20 protein-coding genes are annotated in these 22,521 nt (G+C 67.8%); 14 read left to right on the top strand and 6 right to left on the bottom strand.

Annotation, left to right across the window (positions count from 1 at the left end; all coding sequences use genetic code 11):
- Positions 1–111: 111 nt before the first annotated feature.
- Positions 112–2,034: an acyl-CoA dehydrogenase family protein gene (locus tag ACFWPX_RS07785; protein WP_378926702.1), complete on the bottom strand. Its 1,923-nt coding sequence runs from the start codon at positions 2,032–2,034 to the stop codon at positions 112–114.
- Between the two features lie 107 nt (positions 2,035–2,141).
- Here ACFWPX_RS07785 and ACFWPX_RS07780 point away from each other — a divergent pair, with 107 nt between their 5' ends.
- The gene (locus ACFWPX_RS07780; protein ID WP_378921311.1) at positions 2,142–2,768 is read left to right on the top strand and encodes a TetR/AcrR family transcriptional regulator; all 627 of its coding nucleotides are present in this window, start codon (positions 2,142–2,144) and stop codon (positions 2,766–2,768) included.
- 77 nt (positions 2,769–2,845) lie between these two features.
- On the opposite strand, the gene ACFWPX_RS07775 is transcribed toward ACFWPX_RS07780, so the two are convergent.
- Together ACFWPX_RS07775 and ACFWPX_RS07770 are read right to left on the bottom strand one after the other, a co-directional pair.
- Positions 2,846–3,913: an alpha/beta fold hydrolase gene (locus ACFWPX_RS07775; protein ID WP_378926701.1), complete on the bottom strand. Its 1,068-nt coding sequence runs from the start codon at positions 3,911–3,913 to the stop codon at positions 2,846–2,848.
- 212 nt (positions 3,914–4,125) lie between these two features.
- Positions 4,126–4,923, bottom strand: a complete 798-nt coding sequence (locus ACFWPX_RS07770) for an SAM-dependent methyltransferase (RefSeq protein ID WP_378921313.1) — start codon at positions 4,921–4,923, stop codon at positions 4,126–4,128.
- Positions 4,924–5,260: 337 nt separating this feature from the next.
- Between ACFWPX_RS07770 and ACFWPX_RS07765 the strand changes: the two genes are divergently transcribed.
- Positions 5,261–6,463 carry a cytochrome P450 gene (locus ACFWPX_RS07765; protein WP_378921355.1) on the top strand — a complete coding sequence of 401 codons (1,203 nt, stop codon included), beginning with the start codon at positions 5,261–5,263 and terminating at the stop codon, positions 6,461–6,463.
- Between the two features lie 45 nt (positions 6,464–6,508).
- Here the strand turns inward: ACFWPX_RS07765 and ACFWPX_RS07760 are convergent, their stop codons facing one another.
- Genes ACFWPX_RS07760 through ACFWPX_RS07750 form a run of 3 tightly spaced genes read right to left on the bottom strand, consistent with a single transcriptional unit; the run spans position 6,509 to position 9,410 of the window.
- Entirely contained in the window at positions 6,509–7,732 is a 1,224-nt protein-coding gene (locus tag ACFWPX_RS07760; RefSeq protein WP_378921357.1) for a cytochrome P450, read from the bottom strand.
- Between the two features lie 2 nt (positions 7,733–7,734).
- Entirely contained in the window at positions 7,735–8,163 is a 429-nt protein-coding gene (locus tag ACFWPX_RS07755) for a roadblock/LC7 domain-containing protein (protein WP_378926700.1), read from the bottom strand.
- Positions 8,163–9,410 carry a sensor histidine kinase gene (locus tag ACFWPX_RS07750; protein ID WP_378926699.1) on the bottom strand — a complete coding sequence of 416 codons (1,248 nt, stop codon included), beginning with the start codon at positions 9,408–9,410 and terminating at the stop codon, positions 8,163–8,165. Before ACFWPX_RS07750 ends, ACFWPX_RS07755 begins: the two co-directional genes overlap by 1 nt.
- 428 nt (positions 9,411–9,838) lie before the next feature.
- Between ACFWPX_RS07750 and ACFWPX_RS07745 the strand changes: the two genes are divergently transcribed.
- The 12 genes from ACFWPX_RS07745 (at position 9,839) to ACFWPX_RS07690 (ending at position 22,411) form a co-directional block, all read left to right on the top strand.
- Positions 9,839–9,997, top strand: coding sequence for a hypothetical protein (locus ACFWPX_RS07745; RefSeq protein WP_194827454.1), 159 nt, complete (start codon positions 9,839–9,841; stop codon positions 9,995–9,997).
- A gap of 162 nt (positions 9,998–10,159) precedes the next feature.
- A complete protein-coding gene (locus tag ACFWPX_RS07740) occupies positions 10,160–11,350 on the top strand; it encodes a lipid-transfer protein (protein WP_378921321.1) in 1,191 nt (396 codons plus the stop codon).
- A gap of 32 nt (positions 11,351–11,382) precedes the next feature.
- Positions 11,383–11,823 carry an SRPBCC family protein gene (locus ACFWPX_RS07735; protein ID WP_378921323.1) on the top strand — a complete coding sequence of 147 codons (441 nt, stop codon included), beginning with the start codon at positions 11,383–11,385 and terminating at the stop codon, positions 11,821–11,823.
- Positions 11,820–12,692, top strand: coding sequence for a MaoC/PaaZ C-terminal domain-containing protein (locus ACFWPX_RS07730; protein ID WP_378926698.1), 873 nt, complete (start codon positions 11,820–11,822; stop codon positions 12,690–12,692). Before ACFWPX_RS07735 ends, ACFWPX_RS07730 begins: the two co-directional genes overlap by 4 nt.
- A 12-nt stretch (positions 12,693–12,704) precedes the next feature.
- On the top strand, positions 12,705–13,583 hold the full coding sequence (locus ACFWPX_RS07725; protein WP_378926697.1) for an SDR family oxidoreductase: 879 nt from the start codon (positions 12,705–12,707) through the stop codon (positions 13,581–13,583).
- Positions 13,584–13,585: 2 nt separating this feature from the next.
- The gene (locus tag ACFWPX_RS07720) at positions 13,586–15,814 is read left to right on the top strand and encodes an acyl-CoA dehydrogenase (protein ID WP_378926696.1); all 2,229 of its coding nucleotides are present in this window, start codon (positions 13,586–13,588) and stop codon (positions 15,812–15,814) included.
- Complete coding sequence (locus ACFWPX_RS07715; protein ID WP_378926695.1) at positions 15,811–16,968, top strand: CaiB/BaiF CoA transferase family protein; 1,158 nt, start codon at positions 15,811–15,813, stop codon at positions 16,966–16,968. Before ACFWPX_RS07720 ends, ACFWPX_RS07715 begins: the two co-directional genes overlap by 4 nt.
- 111 nt (positions 16,969–17,079) lie before the next feature.
- Positions 17,080–17,763: a TetR/AcrR family transcriptional regulator gene (locus ACFWPX_RS07710; protein ID WP_378926694.1), complete on the top strand. Its 684-nt coding sequence runs from the start codon at positions 17,080–17,082 to the stop codon at positions 17,761–17,763.
- Positions 17,764–17,846: 83 nt separating this feature from the next.
- The gene (locus ACFWPX_RS07705; protein WP_378926693.1) at positions 17,847–18,806 is read left to right on the top strand and encodes a diiron oxygenase; all 960 of its coding nucleotides are present in this window, start codon (positions 17,847–17,849) and stop codon (positions 18,804–18,806) included.
- Positions 18,803–20,131 (top strand): lipase family protein, encoded by a 1,329-nt coding sequence (locus tag ACFWPX_RS07700; RefSeq protein ID WP_378926692.1) that lies wholly within the window; start codon positions 18,803–18,805, stop codon positions 20,129–20,131. Before ACFWPX_RS07705 ends, ACFWPX_RS07700 begins: the two co-directional genes overlap by 4 nt.
- Positions 20,132–20,211: 80 nt before the next feature.
- Positions 20,212–21,246 (top strand): alpha/beta fold hydrolase, encoded by a 1,035-nt coding sequence (locus ACFWPX_RS07695; protein ID WP_378926691.1) that lies wholly within the window; start codon positions 20,212–20,214, stop codon positions 21,244–21,246.
- A 127-nt stretch (positions 21,247–21,373) separates the two neighbouring features.
- Entirely contained in the window at positions 21,374–22,411 is a 1,038-nt protein-coding gene (locus ACFWPX_RS07690) for an alpha/beta hydrolase (RefSeq protein ID WP_378921359.1), read from the top strand.
- Positions 22,412–22,521: the final 110 nt, after the last annotated feature.

Raw genomic sequence — 22,521 nt, 5'->3', positions numbered from 1 at the left:
CTGTTGGGGGGGGGCCTCCCCCTGCCCCCCAAACACCCCACCATGCCCCTCCACTCTCTTCGCCCCCGCCCCCCCCCTCTCCCGGGGGGGCGGGCCCCCGTCGGCGCTGGGTCAGACCTTCATTTCGTAGGTTCCGGCCAGGGCGCGTGCCTTGCCGAGCACGCGCTCGAAACGAGCGTCGTCGAACACGGGACGACGAACCAGGTCGAGGGCCCGGCGCTGCTGGGTGGGGGTGGCGGTCGGCTTGTTGTGCAGGTTGAGCGCGTTCGCGGAGAAGGTGCGCACGAAGCCGTCGAAGATCTGGTCGATCACCGCCGGATCGGTGCCGTCGATGCGCGCCTGCTCCAGCACCAGCTGCGCGTAGGGCACCGCGGTGAACAGCTCACCGAACGCGAACAGGAAGTCCACGTCCTGCTGCTGCGACGATGTCGGTGCGGCAACCGCGAGCAGGGCCTGCAGCGCGAGCACCTGCTCGAGGAACACCGCCACGTTGGGTACCTCGCGGAAGCTCTCGAAAACCGGTCGCCAGTCCGCGAAGCGAATCCGGCCGAGACCACTGCTCGGGCCCTGCCGGAACAGGAACTCGTCGTCGGCGGTGTCGTGCCGCGATGGCACCGGAGCGTAAGCGGCACTGGCGAATTCGGCACGCAGCGGCTTCACGACCGCGCCGAGGCGCGGGGTGATCTTGCGACTCGACCAGCTCAGCGCACCGGCGACCGCGCGGGTGGTTCCCTTGGATGCCACCGAGGCACCCGGCAGCGACTGCATCGCGGCCAGGCCCGCGTCGGCGGGGTGGAACATGTAGTTGGCCATGAACTTCAGCGACAGCGCCATGTTGACGTGGACGGTGCCCTCGAGCCGGGGCAGGCCGAACATGGCCGTCATCGCGACCGGGAAGTACATGTCGTTCTCGAACCCACGCGCGGCGATCACGTCGGCGAGGTCCTCGATCACGCGCTGTCCCTGGCGGGTCACCGACATCTTCTCGATGGCGTTGAACAGCAGGTAGCGACGATCGTCGGGCGATGCCGAACGCATGTAGTCCACCGCGCGGGCGCTGTAGAGCTTCATCGCGGCGATGCGCGCGTAGGAATCGGTGATCAGCGCCCGGACCTGGGGGAACTCGGTGACCTTGTGCCCGAACAGAATCCGGTTCTCGGCGTGGTTGATCGCCTCGTAGAAGGAGTGCTCACAGGCGCCGACCGCACCGAAGCCGAGGTTGAACTTGCCCACGTTGACCGTGTTCATCGCCGCGTGGAACGCGTCCTCGCCGCGGTGGAGGATGTCCTCCTCGGCGACGGGGTAGTTCTCCAGATCGAAAGCGGCGACATAGATCTGGCTGTTGACGACATTCTTGCGCAGCTTGTACGCCTCGTGCTGGGAGTCGGCGACGAAGAAGAGATACCCCTCGTAATCCTCCTGAGTCGGCTTGCCCCGCAATGCCGCTGCGCTGTCGATGATCGGCTTGTCCGAACGACGGCCGAATACCGACACCATCGAGGCCAGGTTGCCGTTGCCGATGTAGTACTTGCCGCCGGTGGCGGTGTAACCACCGTCGGGCTGCGGGTCGACGATCATGTCGGTGGAGTACACGTCGGCGCCGTGCTCCTTCTCCGACAGGCCGAAGGCGAAGATCTCACCGGAGTCGAGCTGCGCGGCGGCCTTCTGCTTGGCCGCGGTGTTGTCGCTCTGCCAGATCGGGCCGAGGCCGAGGATGGTGACCTGCCAGATGTACCAGTAGGTCATGCCGTAGAAGCCGAAGATCTGGCTCAGCATCGCGTTGCGTGCGGTATCCCAGCGCTTGTCCGGGTCACCGCCTGCCTCAGCCGCCGGGGTGAGGAAGGTGGCGAACAGGCGCTCGCGCTTGACGAAGTCGAGGAAGTCCGACGGCCAGACGCGGGATCGATCGTCATCGAGCAGCTGGGTCTTGCCGCGGGTCTCGAACCAGTCGACCGTCGCGCGCAACAGTCTGCGCGTCTGCGGATCGAACTGGGCGAAGTCGGCGGTGTTCGGGTTGAAGAAATCCTGGGGCATCGTCGCTCCTCCTGCGGGCGTCCGGCAGGGTCGGGACGCTTCATTCGTCACTGTAGCATTTTCGTACATCGATGTAGGAACACCGGATGGGTTGCTATTGTGGGCTCATGGTTAGCGAGTCGGTAGTGCAGCGGCGAGGGCGGGCCGCGCACCTCGGCCCCGAGCGGCGCAGGCCGCAGGTGCTCGACGCGGCTCTGGCCATCGCCGCCGACGACGGCGTCGCCGCGGTCACGATGGGCGCGGTCGCGGACTACATGAAGGTGACCCGCCCGGTGGTGTACGCCTGCTTCCCGGATCGGGTCGAATTGATCGACGCGCTGATCCAGCGCGAGGAGAGTTTCCTGATCTCCGGTGTGCTCGACGTGCTACCGCCGCGCGCGACCGACGCCGACGAGACGGTCTTCGTCGAGGGGTTCCGCACGCTGCTCCACAAGGCAGCCGATCGTCCCGACGCCTGGCGACTGATCTACGGCAACCCCGACCCCGCGGTCGCCGGCTCGTTCGGTCGTGGTCGGCGGCTTGCCGTCGAGCGCTGCACGGCGCTGCTGCGTCCGACCCTGCAGGCATGGGGCATCAACGACGCCGAGCGTAAATTACCCGCTCTGGTGGAGCTGTGGGTGTCGGCCGCCGAAAGCGCGGTCCGAACCCTGTTCGCCAACCAGGACGAGTGGAATCCCGATGATCTCGGCGCCTTCGTCGGCTCGGCCGTCTATCGGGCCATGCGCGGCGCGTAATGCCCGCGCCGTAAGCGGCGCGTCTCGATGAACGGTGGCGCGGCTGTTCGCTGACCACAGTTCGTCGACACGTCCGGTCAGTGGGTGGGTGAGGGGGTCCTGCTGGGCGAGCGCACACTGTCGAGGAAGTCCGCGATCGTCGCCCACGTGGTGTCGCGGGCGGCAGGCCCCGCGATGATGCCGAGGTGGCTTCCCGGGACCTCGGTGAAGCGAACCTCCGAGGCGCCGGTGAGGACCCCGATGCCCGCCGCGACGGACGCCGACGAGGCCAGGGCGTCCTTGGTGCCGCCGATCAGCTGCGTCGGCGCGGTGAGTCCGGTCAGATCGATCGCGCGATCCGGACCCAGATGCACTGTGCCCTTGAACATTTCGTTGCGGATGATCAGTTGCCGGTAGGCTTGGCGATAGAACCGGCCCGGGTAGCCGGGCATGGTGTCCATGAACCGATCCACCGATTGCATGCGGGCCAGTGCTTCAGTATCGGCGATATTGCGGGCGATGTACCAGGGCTTGGTGAGTTCGCGGTCGATCGACTGGATGCGGAAACCGGCCCGCACCCCGTACTTCGGCACGCCACCGGCGACGCGCACCGGAAAGGTGACCTCGCGGCCGCCGGTGAGCTGTCCGAACCTGCGAGCCACCGAGATCTGGCCGTTGCGGCGCTGATCGAACGGGGTCCCCACCGCGGTGACCGACCCGATCGGCAGGTCGGGGTGCCCCGCGGCGGTGAGGACGCTGATGGTGCCACCGAACGACCAGCCGATCAGGTCGACAGGGGAGTGATCGTTGTCCGTGCTGACCGCGTCGATCGCTGTCGGCACGATGTCGTCGACCCACTCCTCGAAGCCGAGATCGCGGTCCGCGTAGGTGATCTCGCCGTAGTCGAGCACATAGACCTCGCGCCCCAGGTCGAGCAGGAAGCGCACCAGGCTCTGGCTCGGCCGCATGTCGTAGCAGGAGATCGTCACCGCGAGCGGCGGCACGAGCAGCACGGGATCGCCCGTGGCGGGGGTGGAGCGCCGGTAGCGCAGCAGCCTGCGGTGCGGTTCGTCGTAGACGATGTCCGACGGCGTCGGCGCGTACGGCTCGACACCGTCGCGCAAGAGTGCGACCGCGTTGCGCAGTGCAACAGACAGGGGGCCCATGTGAATTCTCCGGATACGTCGCGACGACAGGAGAAAACTATGTGTAACTCCCCGTATCACCTTATCTGTTCTCGCGGAGTCATCCGAATCCGCAGGTAAACCACTGCTGGGCGGTCACCGGAACAACGTCGACGCCCCGTTCGAGCACGTATCGAACGGGGCGGATCGGGAACTTCGGCGGCAGCGGTGTCCGCCGCCGTTCGCGGCGTGGGTCAGGGTTTGCGGGCGACCGCGCCATAGGCCGAGATCGGGCGGACCTCGCCGACCTGGGTTGCTTCCGGGCGCCACTCGGTGATCGAGACGACGCCGGGTTCGACGACCTCCAGACCGTCGAAGACGCCGCGGATCTGGGCCTGTGGGCGGGGGACGTACGGTGTGCCGCCCGTGCCGGTGTAGTTCTCGCACAGGGTGACGTAGGCCTGGCTGTCGTCGGTGCCGTCCCACATGATCAGGTAGCTGCCCGACGGTACCTCGCCGACGACCGTGCGCACGATGCGCAGCAGGTCGTCGTAGGTCTTGGCGTGACCGAGAACGCCCATGAACATCACGGCGATCGGCTCGTTGAAGTTCAGCACGTTGCGCGCGTCGGCGACGATCTGCTCGGGATTGTGGAAGTCGGCGTCGATGTAGGTGGTGACGCCTTCGTCGGTGGTGCTGGTCAGCAGTGCGCGCGCGTGGGTGAGGACCAGTGGGTCGTTGTCGACGTACACCACGCGGGCGTCGGCGGTGACACCCTGGGCGACCTCGTGGGTGTTCTGCATCGTCGGCAGCCCGGTACCGATATCGAGGAACTGGCGGATGCCGCGTTCCTTGGCGAGGAAGCGCACGGCCCTGATCAGGAACTGCCGCGACTGCACGGCCATGGTCGAGATGTCCGGGTCGACCGCGAGCCCGGCGTCACCGGCGATTTTGTCGATCTCGTAGTGGTCCTTACCGCCCATCCAGTAGTTCCAGATCCGTGCCGAATGGGGGATATCGGTCCTGATCATCGGGGTCTGCACGTCGGACATGAGCCTTGCTCCTCTGTAACTTGACAGTGGTGCGCCCGCCCAGGGAGAACCACCAGCGACATAGCATCTGATCTGGCTGCGACAGTACAAGATTCCCGCCGCGCCGACAGCTGGACGCCGTGGATATCCCGGCTGAGGGCGGTGGAAGGCCGAGTTCGCGTTGCGATCGACATTCCAAGTGTTCACTGCGACGAACACGTTCCGCCGGTAGCATCGCTAACGGACCGTAAGGTCTAGTCCAGCAAGATGTTTCGTTGCGATCGCGGAGAACCGGGGTCCACGGGGCACCGGGTGATCGAGAGGTTTCACAGTGGAAACGGTGACGAATCGGGTCGTAATGGATCCGACTGGGCAAGATATTCAGGGCGAGATCGTCGAGATCAGGGCGCACGGTCCCGCCACCAGGGTCGAGTTGCCGGGCGGGGTACAGGCATGGTCGATCACCGATGCCGCGCTGCTGGAGAAACTGCTCATCGATCCCCGCGTCTCCAAGGATGCCGGCCAGCACTGGCCCGCGTTCGTGGCCGGTGAGATCCCCCCGGATTGGCCGCTGTACCTGTGGGTTTCGGCGCCGAACATGTTCACCGCCTACGGCCCCGATCATCGCAGGCTGCGCAAGTTGGTGGCGCCCGCCTTCACCGCGCGCCGCACCGAGGCCATGCGCGGACAGGTCGAGCGCATCACCACCGAACTGCTCGACGAGCTGGCCCAGACCCCGGCCGGTCAGCCGGTGGACCTGCGCGAGCAGTTCGCGTATCCGCTGCCGATCCAGGTGATCTCGGAGCTGATGGGGGTGCCGGAATCGCTGAACCCCGGGCTGCGGACGTGCATCGACGGCATCTTCGACACCTCGCTCACCCCGGAGCAGTCGCAGGCCAATTACATGGAGATGTACCGGATCCTCGGTGAATTGGTGGCACTTCGCCGCGAACAGCCCGGCGACGACATCACGAGCCTGCTGATCGTCCAGCGCGACGAGGACGAGGGCCAGCTCACCGAGGAAGAGCTTGTCGGCACCCTGCTGCTGGTGATCTCGGCCGGTCACGAGACCACCGTGAATCTGCTCGACCAGGCCATCACCGCGCTGCTCACCCGGCCCGATGTGCTCGAGCGCGTGCGCGCAGGCGAGATCACCTGGCCCGATCTGGTCGAGGAGACACTGCGATTCGAGTCGCCGGTCGCGCATCTGCCCTTGCGTTTCGCGGTGGACGACATCGAGATCGACGGGGTGCGGATCGCCAAGGGTGACCCGATTCTGGCGAGCTACGCCGGTGCCGGTCGTGATCCGAAGCTGCACGGCGAGACCGCCGACGAGTTCGATCCCACGCGGGAGAAGCAGTCGCACATGGCGTTCGGCTACGGTGCCCACCACTGCCTCGGTGCTCCGCTGGCACGCCTCGAGGCGCTGGTGTCGCTGCCCGCCCTGTTCGAACGGTTCGCCGACCTGAAGCTGGCCGCTCCCGTGACCGAACTCGGCACTGTGCCCAGCTTCATCTCCAACGGGCACCGCCACCTGCCCGCTTACGTGCACGGCGCGTAGCACCGAACTTGCTCGGCCGACCCGGTCGGTCGGCCGAGCAAGGGGTCAGTTACCGGGCACCACCAGCGGGGCCATGCTGGGGAACACCACCGGCAGCCCGGCCAGCGCCCGGTGGAACGGACCCGGCCGCCAGACCAATTCGTCGGCGGGGACCGCCAGTTCGAGTTCCGGCAGCGCGTCGAGGAGCTGGTCGATGGCCTCCTGGGCGATCAGGTAGGCCGGGGACTTCGCCGGGCAGCCGTGCGGGCCGGTGCTCCACGCCAGGTGCGCGCGATTGTCGAGGAAATCGCCGGTCCCGATCGCGGGATCGTTGTTGCACGCGGCCATGCTGATGACGACCGGCTGATGCGCGGGCAACCACACGTCGTCGACCAGGATCGGCTGACGCGGATAGGTGGTGCAGAAGTTGGCCATCGGCGGGTCGGTGTAGAGCACCTCGTCGAGGGCGTCGCGGGTGGACAGGCTGCCGCCGAGCAGGCTGCCCGCGAAACGCTGATCGGTGAGCATCAGCCGCACCGTATTGAGAATCAGATTGAGCATCGGCTCGATCCCCGCGCCGTACATCGTGAGCACCTGGTTCATCAGCTCTTCGTCGGTGAGCCGCTGCGGATGCTGCACCAACCGGGTGGTCACATCGTCGCCGGGCTCGCTCTGCTTGAGCCGCACCAGGTCGTAGAGCGCGTCCTCCATCATCTGCGTGCCGCTGGCCGCGGTGTCGCCGCCCTCGAACATCTGCCCCATGCCGGTCGCGATGTGCCCGCCGATATCGGCGGGCACACCGAGCATCGCGTTGATGGTGGCGAAGATGACGGGAAAGGCGTACTGGCTCAGCAGATCCGCGCTGCCGTCGGCGCAGAAGGAGTTGATCACCGGCATCGCGATCTGCTCGACGGTGCGGTGCAGCTGGTACAGGTCGACACCCGCCAGGCCCGCGACGGTGACCTGCCGGTGGCGCGTGTGCTCCGCGCCCGCGGTGCGAATCGCGTTGGGGCGGTACCGCATCATCGGAAGCACCGGGCAGTCGGCGGGGATGTCGCGCTGCCACATCTTCGGGTCGGCGGGGAAATGGTCGGGATCGTTGAGAATCTGTACCGCGGTGCGGTAGCCGATCACGAGGGTGGCCGGGACCCCGGGCACCAGGTCGACCGGCACCAGCGAACCGAAGCGGTGCCGCATGGCGCGGTAGGTGCTCTGCGGATCGGCCGCGAACTCCGGTGAGTACAGCGGCACCCGGTCCTGGCCGCTACGCGAGTCCGGCGAAACATCCAGTGTCACAGCGTGTACTCCTGAGTCGACGATCGGTGCCTCGGCGACGCGCCGAGTTCGTGGCCGACCCTGGCGGCCAGCTCGTTCATGCGATGGGCAACGAGCGCGAGGTCGACATCGCCGGTCGTGGCGACGCCGAGCAGGGTGCCCGCGCCCGCGGCCGTGATGAGGACCATGCCCTCGTCGTATTCGGTCATGTTCTGGCGCACTGTATTCGAGAGTCCGCCGCAGAACTCGCCGAGAACCTTACCCAGCGAGCGCAGCCCGCACGCGGCGGCCGCGAAACGCTCCGCGTCATCGGTGGTGATGGCGCCTGAATGCGCCACGCGTAGGCCGTCCTCGGATAACAACACCGCGAAGCGGACGCCGTCGAGAGCCAGGTCGTCCAGCAGCCACGCGAGGCGGTTGGTGCTGTTGGCGATCGGAGTACTCATCAGCTGTCGTGCCCTTTCGTCGAACGCGCGGCCGCGGCGCGACCGTGTCGGGAGCCGCTGTGCCAGGCCGCGGCGAGCTCGGGGCGGGCGAGCGTCTCCGCGGTGCCCGCGCGCTCGTCGACCGGGGCGACGGTGCGGCGGGTTCGTTTGGGCAGCCCACCGGTGGTCCGGTCGTACTCGGCCACCTCCGGCTCGGGCGCCTGCCTGGTGATCTCGGAAACGGGTTGTGGTGCTACCGGTTCCGGTGCCTCGGCGTGTTTGGGTCGGTGCACCTCGGTGGCCGCGACGAGCAGGGCGGCGGGAACGAACACCATCGCCCTGGTGCCGCCGTAGATATTGGGTCCGTCGACATAGGCGGCGAAGCCGTAGCGGCGCGCGAGCGCGGCGACACCGGGGAACCCGACCCGCGGCGACGGGCCGAGCGCGTTGATGTCGACGACGCGTTCACCCGAGAGCACCTGACGTGCCTCCTCCATCTGTTCGCGGCTCATCCGCACGCCCGCGTCGTCGATGATCACGGTGACGCCGTGGTGGCCCTGCTGGTAGGAGATGTCGACGAACGACGACGGCGGCGAGTAGCGCAGCGCGTTGTCGAGCAGGGTCGCGACCGTGTGCACGAGCGGTTCGACCGCCCGGCTCATCACCACCAGTTCGCAGTTGCCCGTGCGCACGCGCAGATAATCACGCACGCGCCCGGTGGCGCCGCCCACCACGTCGCCGACGGTCTGCTGCGGCCAGCGTCTGCCGGGCAGCCCGCCCGAGACGATGACGTAGGCCTGGGCCTGGCGGATCATCTGCTGGACCGTGTGGTCGATCCGGGTGAGCGTCGCGTAGACCTCGTCGTTGCGGTTCTCCCGCAGCGCGTTGCTCACGACCTGGCCGACGTCGGCACCGAGACTGACCACGGTGGTACCGAACGCGCGCACCGCGTTGCTGGTGGCGGACCGGGCGTCGGCGGCGACCTGGGCGCGTGTCGCCTCCCGCGCTGCCTCGACCTGCGCCGTGGTGTGGTCTTCGGCGGCCCGTTCGGCCAGTGCCGCCTCGTGTTCTCGCGCACGCAGCTCGTCGTCGTGGGCGAGTGACATCTGCGCTATCGCCGCGTCTTTGGCTTGGAGGTCGCGCTCGGCCACCACCAGGCGGGCGCGGATCTGACGTTCGTTGCGCAGCGCCTGGAGCGCGACAGCGACCGCGCCGAGCAGGACGAGGGTTGCGATGGAGAACAAGAAGACCGCGAGCGTCGGAGTCATCGGTTCCTTTGTCGTTTGTACCGACCGAAGAGCCGTGGTGGCCGGGTCCTCGCCGGTCTCTCCGACGAGACTTCTCGCCGATACCTGCCCTCACACCATCTGCGCCGCACCATGATTCGGCACCGCGCGCGCGAGTTCGGTCGAGTCCGGGCTCGCTGCCCGGCGCTTCGGCGATGCGGACACGTTAGCAGTGCGAACCGGCGAGTGCACGAAACGGGTTGCTGCAGAACGTGACTCGCATTGTGCCGAAGCGGATGAATCGAGACCGCGGGTTTACCCTCGCCGTGTACGGTTGAACAGATCCAGGTCAGCCGTGGACCAGCGGCGACCAACGCGTCGTCGCCGCACTCGGCCTCGAGTCACCGGCTCTCGTTCCTTCTCTCGTTTCCCCGCTGCGGCGCCGTCGATCGATCCGAGGAAGAATCCGCATGACCAGCGATCTCGACGACGACCCGTCCGACATGACACCCGCCGACCCCGAGGAAGAAGACCCGACCGTCCACTGGCCCGAACCGAGCCCGCTGCAATCGTGGTGGACCGACATCATGGGCGCGAAGAAGCCGCGCCGGTTCGGCCAGCAGAGCTGACTCACCCAGCACGACCCACCAGGGCCGCACCGTTCTCGGTGCGGCCCTTGTCGTGTTCGCGCCGTATTCCCCGGGGTATTGACCTGGACGCCGTGTCCAACATAAATTACATGGACACCGTGTCTCAGGTATCCGGGACACACGGCACACGGGAGTGCGTTCATGACACAGAAGGTGTTCGTCGTCGGCGTCGGCATGACGAAGTTCGAGAAGCCGGGTTCGCTGGAGTGGGACTATCCGGACATGGCCCGCGAGGCGGGGACCAAGGCGCTCGCCGATGCCGGAATCGACTACGACCAGGTCGAGCAGGCCTACGTCGGCTACGTGTACGGCGAGTCCACCTCGGGCCAGCGCGCGGTCTACGAGCTGGGGCTCACCGGCATTCCGGTGGTCAACGTCAACAACAACTGTTCCACCGGGTCGACGGCGCTCTACCTCGCGGCACAGGCGATTCGCGGCGGGCTCGCCGAGTGCACGCTCGCGCTCGGCTTCGAGAAGATGCAGAAGGGCTCGCTCGGTTCGACCTACGACGACCGCGAGCAGCCGATGATGAAGCACCTGCTGGCGCTGGCCGAACTCCAGGAGTTCGCCATGCCGCCCGCGCCGTACATGTTCGGTGCCGCGGGCAAGGAGCACATGGAGCTCTACGGCACCACCGCCGAGCAGTTCGCCAAGATCGGCGTGAAGAACCACAAGCACTCGGTGAACAACCCGTACGCGCAGTTCCAGCAGGAATACAGCCTCGAAGAAGTCCTCGAGGCGAAGCAGATCTACGGCCCGCTCACCAAGCTGCAGTGCTCGCCGACCTCGGACGGTTCGGGCGCGGTGATCCTCGCGAGTGAGGACTTCGTCGACCGGCACAACCTGGCCGATCGGGCCGTGGAAATCGTCGGGCAGTCGATGGTCACCGACCTGCAGTCCACCTTCACCGACCCGACCGCGATCAACCTGGTCGGTTCCTCCATGTCGCGCACCGCCGCGCTGAAGGTCTACGAGCAGGCCGGAATCGGCCCCGACGACATCGATGTCATCGAACTGCACGACTGCTTCTCCACCAACGAACTGCTGACCTACGAGGCCCTCGGCCTGTGCGCGCCCGGCGAGGGTGGTCGGCTCGTCGACGACAACGCCACCACCTTCGGCGGCCAGTGGGTCGTCAACCCGTCGGGCGGCCTGATCTCCAAGGGACACCCCCTCGGCGCGACCGGGCTGGCCCAGTGCAGCGAACTCACCTGGCAGCTGCGCGGCGACGCCGACGCCCGTCAGGTCGCCGACGCGCGAATCGCCCTGCAACACAACATCGGTCTCGGTGGCGCGGTCGTGGTGACCGCCTACCGCCCCGCCGTCCGCTGAACATCCCCACCGAATCACACCAGGAGTAACCCATGGCATCTGTGTCCGTTTCCACCGCACTTCCCGTCGCCCCCGAGCTGGCGTGGGCCCGGCTGAGCGATCTCGCCAACTGGGAGGAATGGCTGACCATCCACCAGGGCTGGCGCGGCGATCTGCCCGCCGAGCTCGCCGCGGGCTCGCGTTTCACCGAGGTCGTGTCGGTGATGAACATGGCCAACAAGATCGAGTGGACCGTCGCCGAGGTCGTCCCGAACTCGTTCCTGCGCATCACCGGTGCCGGAATGGCCGGCGTCACCATCGAATTCGTCCTCAAGGTGGAGGCCACCGATACCGGCTCCTCAGCCGCGTTCGACGCGAGCTTCAAGGGTGCGATGATCGTCGGCCCGATCGGCAAGGCCGTGGCCAAGCACGCCGAAGCCGATCTGAAGGAGTCGATGGGCAAGTTCACCGAGCTCGTGGGTTCGGCCGCATGACCACCTCGGAATCGGCCGGAGTCGTCTTCGACGGCTCCGGCCTGGGGGAGTGGACCGACGAAGAGCGGTTCTCGGTCACCGCCGAGCGGATCGCGGAATACGCCGCGGCGACCAATGATCCGATCGCCGCGCACCTGTCGGGCGAGATCGCGCCGCCGGTCTTCGCGGTGGTGCCGGTATTCACCTCGATGGCGCCCGCCGCGCTGTCGGTCGCGCCGGTGGAGCTGCTGATGAAGCTGGTCCACGGTGAGCAGGACTTCCTGTTCCACCGGCCGATCCGGGCCGGTGACGAGCTGGTGGTGCGGGCCAAGCCGATCGGCTATGTCGGCCGCCCGAACGGTTCGACCGTGGTCGTCTATGCCGAAACCCGTGATTCGGCAGGCGAGCTCGTCAACGAGCAGTGGCTGACCGCGTTCTTCCGCAAGGTCGACGCGGGCCCCGGTGAAGGGGAACTCGCGCCCGCCCACCGGATCACCGACGAGGATCGGGCAGCTGATCCGGCCGCGAAGGTCACCGCCCACATCGACGAGGACCAGACCTTCCGCTACTCACCGGCCTCGGGTGATCCGATGCCGATCCACCTCGACGACGAGATCGCCCGCATGGCCGGGCTTCCCGGCATCATCAACCACGGTCTGTGCACCATGGCGTTCACCTCGTGGGCCGCGCTCACCGAACTCGCCGACGGCGACACCGCGCGCCTGCGCAGGCTCGCCGTGCGGTTCGCCAAGCCGGTGCTGCCCGGCCAGGACATCACCACCACCATCTGGCCCACCGAATCCGATGATCCCGGCGTGCGGGCCTACGCCTTCGAGACCGAAGCCGCGGGCCAGATCGCGATCACCGACGGCCGCGTCGAAATCAACTAGGAGACAAGACTCATGGGAAAACTCGACGGTCGCGTCGCGGTCATCACCGGTGCCGGTCGCGGCATCGGCCGCGAACACGCGCTGCTGTTCGCCCGCGAAGGCGCCAAGGTCGTGGTCAATGACCTCGGCGGCGCCAACGACGGCACCGGCACCGACTCGGGCCCGGCCCAGCAGGTGGTCGACGAGATCGTCGCCGCCGGCGGCACCGCGGTCGCCAACACCGACAACATCGCCACCTGGGACGGCGCGAAAACGTTGGTCGACCAGGCGATCGGCGAGTACGGCACCCTCGACATCGTGGTGAACAACGCGGGCATCCTGCGCGACGCGTTCATCGCGGGCATGGACGAGTCGCAGTGGGATTCGGTCATCGCGGTGCACCTCAAGGGCCACGCCGCCACCCTGCACCACGCCGCGGCGTACTGGAAGGCGCAGTCCAAGGCCGGTAACCCGGTGTCGGCCTCGGTGATCAACACCGCCTCGGCCTCCGGCACGTTCATGCCCAACGCCGGACAGGGCAACTACGGTGCGGCCAAGGCGGGCATCGCCGCGCTGACGCTGGTCGCCGCCGACGAGCTCGAACGGTACGGCGTGCGCGTCAACGCGATCGCCCCGATCGCGCGCACCCGCCTGACCCTGGCCACCCCCGGTATGGGCGCGCTGTTCGCCGCCGAGGTGCCCGAGGGCGAGTTCGACGCGTTCGCCCCGGCCAACATCTCCCCACTGGTCGCCCACCTCGCCGAGGCCGACTGCGCGCTCACCGGCAAGGTGTTCGCCGTCCAGGGCGGTGCGATCGTCGAACTGGCCGGCTGGCACGACGTGCGCACCGTCGAGACCGACGGACCGTGGACCATCGACGAGGTGGCCGCCCAGCTGAAAGAGACCAACTAGCCATGGCGCGCAACAGTTATGAGCTCGGGGTCGGCGTCAGCGAGGATCATCTGGCCCTCGCCGACGCGGTCGCCGGTTTCGTCGAACGAACCATCACGGCCGAGGTCGTCCGGTCCGCGGTCGAGTCCACCGATGCGGGCAAAGCGCTGCCGCATTGGGACGCGCTCGTCGCCCAGGACCTGCTGGGTCTGCACATCGCCGAGGACCTCGGCGGTCAGGGCGCCGGTCTGCTGACCCTCGCCGTCGCACTCGAACCGCTCGGGCGTGGCGTGCACACCGGGCCCTTCGTGTCGACCGTTCTCGCCAGCGCGGTGCTCGCTCAGGCAGCGAATGCCGATGGTGCCCACGACAAGTCGAAAGAGCTTCTGGCCGGTTTGGCGGACGGGTCGCGAACCGGTGCGGTGGCTTCTGCCTCGAACCTGACCGGCGCGCTCTCGGACGGCGTGCTGACCGTCAGCGGCACCGCCGACGGTGTGATGGGCGCGCTCACCGCCGACGTCATCATCGCGCCGGTCGCGGTGGCCGGCGAACAGCGGTGGGTGGCCTTCGAGAACATCGATCTGACGATCACCGCGCAGGACAGCATCGACGTGCTGCGCGGTTCGGCCCGGCTGCGGGCGGATTCGGTCGAGGTATCGATCGATCGGGTGCTCGACGTGAGTTCGGCCCGCGTGCGTTCGGTGGCCGCGGTGGTGCTCGGTGCCGAAGCGGTCGGCGTCATGTCGTGGTGTGTGTCGACCGCCTCGGAGTACGCCAAGACCCGAGTGCAGTTCGGTCGGCCGATCGGCCAGTTCCAGGGCGTGAAACACAAGTGCGCCCAGATGGGTATCGCCCTGGAGAAGGCGCGGGCCGTGCTGTGGGACGCCGCGTTCGCCCTCGATCGCGACGACGACACCGCCGATTACGCGGCAGCCGTTGCCGCGCTGATCATTCCGGACGCCGCGGTGCACGTCGCCCAGGAATGCATCCAGGTGCACGGCGGCATCGGCTTCACCTGGGAGCACGACGCGCACCTGTACTACCGACGGGCCCTCGCCTTGCGCGGTCAGCTCGGTGCGCGCGACGAACGGGCGGAAGCGGTGGCGGATTACGCGCTGTCGGGACTGACCCTGTCCAGCGAACTGGAACTGCCCGCCGAGGCCGAACAGATCCGCGCCGCGGTGCGTGCCGAACTCGCCGAGATCGCGGCGATCGACGACGAGGACGACCAGCTCGTCGCCCTCGGTGACGGCGGCTGGAACCTGCCGCATCTGCCCCGCCCCTACGGTCGCTCCTCCTCGCCGCTCGAGCAGGTCGTGATCGCGCAGGAGATCAAGGCTTCCGGCATCCAGATGCCGCAGCTGCTGATGGGCACCTGGGCGGTCGGCGCGCTCGTCCCGCACGGCGACGAACGGCAGAAGCAGGAACTGGTCGTGCCGACGCTGCGCGGCGAACTGGTGTGGTGCCAGCTGTTCAGCGAACCGGGCGCGGGCTCGGACCTGGCGAGCCTGACCACCAAGGCCACCAAGGTCGACGGTGGCTGGCGGATCAGTGGACAGAAGATCTGGACCACGGTCGCCCAGTTCTCCGACTGGGCGATGCTGATCGCGCGCACCAGCCCCGACAAGCCCAAACACGAAGGCATCACCTACTTCGTGCTCGACATGTCCTCGCCCGGCATCACGGTGCGCCCGCTGCGGGAGATGACCGGATCGGCGCTGTTCAACGAGGTGTTCCTCGATGACGTGTTCATCCCGGACGAGAACGTGGTCGGTGCGGTCGACGAGGGCTGGCACGTGGCCCGCACGACGCTGGCGGGCGAGCGGGTGGCGCTGAGCCAGAAGATGGAGGCCTACGCCACCGACACCGACCTGCTGCGGTTCGCGATCGGCCGCGACCTCTCGCCGGTGGCCCGCTATCACATCGGCGAACTCGTGGCGGAGAGCCGGGCGGTGGACGTGATCGGTTCGCGGGTGGTGCTCAAGCAGCTGTCCGGCATCGACGTGTCCACCACCTCCAGCGTCGCCAAGCTGCTGGGAATGGGTCTGGGTCAGGCGATTTCGGAGTACATCGTCGCCGAACTCGGGGTCGCCGGTGTGGTGTCGGTGCCCGGCGAGCGCAGCGACCACGCGATGGAACAGCTCATCGCGGGCCGTGCCACCACCATCTACGGCGGCACCACCGAGGTCCAGCTCAATGTCATCGGTGAGCGGATGCTCGGCCTGCCACGGGACGCGGCGGTGAACGGGTGAGCACTCCCGGCCCTCGGGCAGGCGGGCCACTGGCCGGTCTGCGGGTGATCGAGATCGCCAGTCTCGCACCGGGACCCTTCGCGTGCATGGTGCTGGCCGATCTCGGCGCCGAGGTGATCCGCGTGGACCGCGTCGGTGACTCGGCGGGGCTGCTCGCCCCGTCGGGTGTGCTCGATCGCGGACGCAAGTCCATCGCGGTTGACCTGAAATCGCCCGAGGGCCGGGAAGTCGTTCTGCGCCTGGCCGAAACCGCCGACATCCTCGTCGAAGGGTTCCGGCCGGGCGTGGCCGAGCGCATGGGTATCGGTCCCGACGCCTGCGCGCACCGCAATCCCGGACTGATCTACGGCCGGATGACCGGCTGGGGCCAGGACGGCCCGCTGGCGAACGCCGCCGGTCACGACATCAACTACATCGGTGTCGCCGGGGCGCTGGATCTGCTCGGTCGAGCCGGACAGCAGCCGACCCCGCCGGTGAACCTGCTCGGCGACTTCGGTGGCGGCGGAATGCTTCTCGTCGTCGGTGTGCTCGCCGTGCTCCAGGAACGGACGCGATCGGGCCTGGGCCAGGTGGTCGATGCCGCGATGGTCGACGGTGCGGCCCTGCTGACCTCGTTCCTGCACGGCATGCACGCCGCGGGCCTGTGGGAAGGCGAACGGGGCGAGAACCTGCTCGACGGCGGCGGCGCCTACTACGACACCTACCGCTGCGCCGACGGCGGATATGTCGCGGTCGGCGCGGTCGAGCCGCATTTCTACACCGAACTGCTCGACCGGCTCGGTTTGGCATCGGCCGAGTTGCCCGCGCAGTACGACCTCGACAGCGCCGAGGAACTACGCAACGCGCTGGCCGCGGTGTTCGCCACCAAGCCGCGCGACGAGTGGACCGCGGTGTTCGCGGACTCGGATGCCTGTGTGTCACCGGTGCTTTCGCCATGGCACGCACACGAGCACCCGCACAACAAGGCCCGCGACGCCTTCGTCGAGGTCGGCGGCATCAGACAGCCCGCACCCGCCCCGCGATTCGGGCGCACCCCAGCGCCGACCCCACGGCCGGGCAGCACAACCGGTGCCGACACCAGCGCGGTACTGCGGGACCTCGGCTACGGAGACGACGAGACCGACCGTCTCCGCCGAGCCGGGGCGATCGCCTGACCTGCCGATCACCGCGCCCCTGCGGTCCGGAGGGATGGAATCCCTGGACTACAGTTCGTAGTACACGGAAACCGCCACTCCGGACCCCATGAACCCGGTGAAGGGAGAGATGTGACCGCACAGAGCACCGACGGCAGAGCCAGCCGCTGGGACCGCCACCGCGCCGACCGCCGCGAACTCATCCTCGCCGCCGCCCTCGAGGCCGTGCAGTCCCAAGGCGCCTCGGTCGGAGTCCAGGAGATCGCCGACCTGGCCGGCGTGCCCCGCTCGGTCCTCTACCGCCTCTTCAAAGACCGCCAAGACCTCGACGAACAACTGCGCACCCGGATCGTCGACGACCTGATGGCAGTACTCGCCCCCACCCTGAACCCCGAGGGCACCGTCACCGAGGCGATCGCGCGCTCGGTCGACGCCTACGTGGGCTGGATCGCGACCAACCCGCGCCTGCACTACTTCCTCGGCGCCGGATCGGGCGGCAGCAAAGATCACGCCTCGCCGATCGTGTCCGGGACCAAGATCGCCATCGCGGGTACCGTCCGTGAGGTGTTCGTGAGCGCGCTGCGGGCACAGTCCGCGCCGGTGGCAGTCGCCGAGCCGATGGCCTTCGGCTTGGTCAGCTTCGTCGACGGCAGTGTGAACCGGTGGCTGAGCCGGTCGATGCAGCCGATGGACGCCGGCGAACTGTCGTCCTACCTACAGGTCGCCATCTGGGCGATCATCGACGCCAGTCTGCGCGAGGTCGGCGTCACGCTCGATCCGCGGACGTCGATCGCCGAACTGACGGCGGAGAACTAGATGTAACACGCAGTAGCGTCAACCCTTGTGTGGTACCTCCGGTACCACTAAACTGGGTGTGGAACCGCACCGAGGAGACACCGATGACGCTGTCCAGCTACCACGACGCCCTGCAGAGCCTGTCCGAGGGCTCGGTGACCAAACACTTCGATCCCTACATCGATATCGACTGGGACTCGCCCGAGTTCGCCGTGCACTCCGACGACCCGCGCTGGATCCTGCCCGATGTGGACCCGCTCGGCCGCCACCCCTGGTACAAAGCCCAGCCGGTCGACAAGCAGATCGCGATGGGTCTGTGGCGCCAGGCCTGCATCGCGAAGGTGGGTATCGACTTCGAGCAGCTGCTCATCCGCGGGCTCATGCAGTATCTGCCGTCGGTGCCCAACGGTGATCCGGAATTCCGCTACATCACCCACGAGGCTGCCGAAGAGTGCAACCACACGATGATGTTCCAGGAGATGATCAACCGCATCGGCTATCGCGATGTGATCGGCATGGGCTCGGTCGATCGCAAGCTCACGTTGATCATCTGGCCCGCGGTGAAGTTCTTTCCAGGGTTCTTCTTCGCCTTGGTGCTCGGCGGCGAGGAGCCGATCGATCACCTGCAGAAGGCGTTGCTGCGCAGCGACGCCGACCCGCATCCGATGGTGCACCGGGTGATGGAGATCCATGTGGCCGAGGAGGCCAGGCACATCTCGTTCGCGCACGAATACCTTCGGACCAACGTGCCCTCGATGAACTTCGTGTCGAAAACCGTACTGTCGATAGCGTTTCCGATCATCATGCGGGTGATGCTGGCGATGATCGCGACACCGCCGAAACAGTTCGCCGAGAAGTTCGGCATTCCGGGCGAGGTCATTCGAGACGCGTACTGGCGCAATCCCTACTCGCGCCACGTCAAGCGGGACGTGTTCACCGATGTTCGCGCGCTCACGACCGATATCGGCCTGATGAATCCTGTCGCCAAGCGGGTGTGGCGTCTGCTCGGTATCGACGGACCGGTGTCGCGCTACCGCAGCGAGCCCGCGCGCAGGGCCGTATGAGGGCCGAAAGCTGGCCGGCGCCCACGCACGCCGTGCTCCCGGACAAGGATCCGTTCTTCTCGCCGCGGCCCGGGTTCGAGAGCCTCGCCGAGGGCACGATCCTGCGCTCTCGACCGGTGGAACTCGCCGCGTTCGGGGTGATCGGGCTGAAGGTGCAGGCCTGGCAGCTGCTGTATCGAACGACCGACCTCAACGGTATGCCCGAGGCATCCGTCACCACCGTGGTGGCGCCGATGGGCGGTGTCGCGGCCGGTGCGCCACTGTTGTCGTTCCAGTGCGCGATCGACGCGATCTCGCCGCGGGCGTTTCCGTCCTACGCGTTGCAGCGTGGCTCCCGTGCCATCGGCACCTTCGCCCACGTCGAGCTTCTGTGCTTCGTCGACGCGCTGACCAGGGGTTGGGCCATCTCGATCCCGGATCACGAAGGCATGCTCGGCGCGTGGGGAGCGCCACGCGAACCGGGCTACCGCGCACTCGACGGCATCCGCGCGGCACTGGCCTTCGAACCCGGCGGGCTCGACCCGTCGGCGCAGGTCGGCCTGTGGGGCTACTCGGGCGGCGGTCTGGCCACGGCATGGGCCGCGGAAATGGCGCCGACCTACGCGCCCGAACTCGACATCGTCGGTGCCGTGCTCGGCTCCCCGGTGGGTGATCTGGTGTCGACCTTCCATCGGCTCAACGGCGGCCTGCACGCCGGGCTGCCGACGCTCGTCGTCGCCGCGCTGCGCCGGGTGTATCCGGCGTTCGAGGAGCTCGTCGCCACCCATTTCAGCGACGAAGGCCGCGCGGTGCTCGACAAGGCCGCCCAGTCGACGACCGCTGCCGCGGTCCTGCGGCTGGCCCGCTACAACGTCGACCGGCACAGCGGTACCCCGATCGCCGAGCTCCTCGCGATGGAGGCGATGCTGGCCGTCTTCGCCGATCTCACGCTCGGCGACCGGGCGCCCGCGGTACCGCTGCTGGTCGTGCAAGCCGTGCACGACCAGATCATCGCGGCGGCCGACATCGACGCGCTCGTGCTGCGCTATCGCGAGCTCGGCGCGCATGTGACCTACCTGCGTGACCGGGCGAGCGAACACATCACCTTGCTGCCGCTGTCGACGCCGTTGAGCCTGAACTGGCTCGGCGACCGATTCGCCGGTGTAGCGGTGACGCCGTCGGAAACCCGCACCGTGCGCAGCGTGCTCGCGCTGCCCGCGGGTCGTCGCGGGCTCGGCGCCCTCGCGCACGCCGCGCTACAGGCGTTGTTCGGGCGTCCGATCACCGCCTCGGCGACCGGTCACGGCAGGGGTCGCACGGTGGGCAGAGCTCGTCGCGCGGCATGAGGCCATAACTTACTCGCTGGTAAGATACGAGATATTGGGTCTGCCGGCAGGCAGTAACTGGTGAGGTAAGGGGTTTACCGATGGGGATCGTTGCCGAGCTGCCGCGCGCGGTGCGCAATGTGTGGTCGGTGTCGTTCGGCGGTGGACTCGAGTCCTACCGCCCCGCGCCGTCGACGACGGTGTACGACGGCGCACACCGGCACTTGAAGCGCTACGACCGCACCACGTCGGCGAAGGGCAATCCGGTGCTGCTCGTGCCGCCGCTCGCGGTGACCACGGCGTGCTTCGACCTGCGTCCAGGGCAGAGCCTGGTGCGCTTCCTGCTCGACCAGGGCAGGCAGCCCTACGTCATCGACTACGGCGAATTCGGTTACGCCGATCGCGATCTCGGCCTCGAGGACTGGATCGACGACATCCTGCCCGAGGCGATCGCACGGGTCTCCGAAGAACACGACGGCAGTGGCGTCGACATCATCGGCTGGTCACTGGGCGGGGTGCTCGCGCTGCTGACCGCGGCCTCCCACGCCGACCTGCCGATCGCCTCCATCACCTGCCTGGCCGCACCGATCGACCAGGCCCGCACCGCGTTCCTGATCCCGCTGCGCCTGTTCGCCAAGATCACCGGTGGCCGGGAGATGGCCTTGGCGACCAAACTGATGGGCGGCATCCCGCAGGAATTCGTCCGGCTGGGCTTCCGCATCCAGGCCTTCGACCGCGAGCTCGTCAAACCGATGTTCCTGGCCCGCAACGCCTTCGACACCGAGGCGCTGGCCAAGATGGAGGCGACCGACCGGTTCATGGCCACCATGCCCGGCTACCCTGGCCGCTCGTACTGGCAAATCCACCGCAGCTTGGTCCTGCGCAACGAACTCGCGAGCGGATCGATCCGATTGAGGTCGGACCTGGTGATCGAACTGTCGAAGGTCACCTGCCGGGTGCTGCTGGCGGGCAGCCGCGGCGACGTGGTGGTGCCCGCTGCCTCGGTGCGCCGCGGCCTCGAGGTGCTGCCGAACGCCGCGCAGGTCGAGTTCGTCGAGGTCAGCGGCGGCCACCTGGGTTTGGTGTCCGCCGCCGACACGACCTGGCCCGCGATCGAGGAGTTCCTCAGCCGCTGACCACGGCCGCCGACCCGTACTCGAGGACTCCGACAGCGGTTGACCAAACCGCCGGAAGGGGCAGACCGAACCTCTCTTCATGCCTCACGCACGGTCGTGGGGTGACCCGCACTACGAGAGGTTCCGCATAGTGAGACGAACACGCCGATCGATCCGTACGGCAACGGCGCACACCGCGCTGGTGGGCGCGTTGGCCTTCACCGGGCTGGCGCTGCCTGCCGGGGTCGCTGCCGCCGAGCCCGAGACCGCCCGTGTGGTCTCGGCAGACGACATCGACGGCAGGCGCCAGCTGGTGACCGTCTTCTCCCCGGCGATGAACAAGCCGATCCCGTTGCAGGTCATCCGGGCCGCCGACACCGAGAACCCGCGGCCGACAATGTATCTGCTCAATGGTTCCCAAGGCGGCCCGAACGAGAGCGGATGGGACGCGCAGACCGATGCCGTGGAGTTCCTCAGCGGCAAGGACGTCAATGTCGTGTCCCCGGTCGGGGGTGCCAGCTCCTACTACACCGACTGGGTGCGCGACGACGCCGCGCTCGGCCGCAACAAATGGCAGACATTCCTCAACGACGAGTTGCCGTCGGTGATCGAGGGATTCCTCCGGGCCGACGGCAACCGCACCGTGGTGGGTGTGTCGATGAGTGGCACCTCGGTGCTGAACCTGGCGATCGCCAAGCCGGGTTTCTGGAACAGCGTGGCCTCCTACAGCGGTTGCGCGCAGACTTCGGACCCCATCGGCCAGGAATTCGTCCGGATCACGGTCGAGAACTGGGGTGGCGGGCAGAGCATCGAGAACATGTGGGGGCCACGCACAGGCCCACTGTGGCGAGCCAACGATCCGCTCGTCAACGCGGAGAGGTTGCGCGGCACCGAGGTCTACCTGAGCACCGGCACCGGCCTCCCCGCCGCACCCCACGACACACCCGCCGACAAACGCGTCCAGGAGGGCAGGATCCCGCTCCCGGTCCAGATCGCCCTCGGTGGACCCATCGAAGCGGCGGTGCACTTCTGCACGATGAACCTCGCCAACCGCCTGCGCGAGCTGAACATTCCGGTCACGCTGGACGAACGACCCGTAGGCACCCACTCGTGGGGTTACTGGGAGGACGACCTGAAAACATCGTGGCCGTTCCTGGCGCAGTCGGTCGGCAGCCGGACGAACTGAGTCCACCGCCGGGCAAGTGCAACAACGAGTCCCGGGGGGGCGGGGGGGGGCGCGCGCGGGGGCGGTGTCGGGGTGGGGCCCACTGGCGCCCCCCCGCGGGGGGTCGCGCG

It is taken from the genome of Nocardia sp. NPDC058518, assembly GCF_042719655.1.
In the GTDB taxonomy this organism is placed as follows: Bacteria; Actinomycetota; Actinomycetes; order Mycobacteriales; family Mycobacteriaceae; genus Nocardia.
The sequence above is the reverse complement of the archived record's forward strand: the minus strand, read 5'-3'. Positions and strand labels throughout refer to the sequence as shown.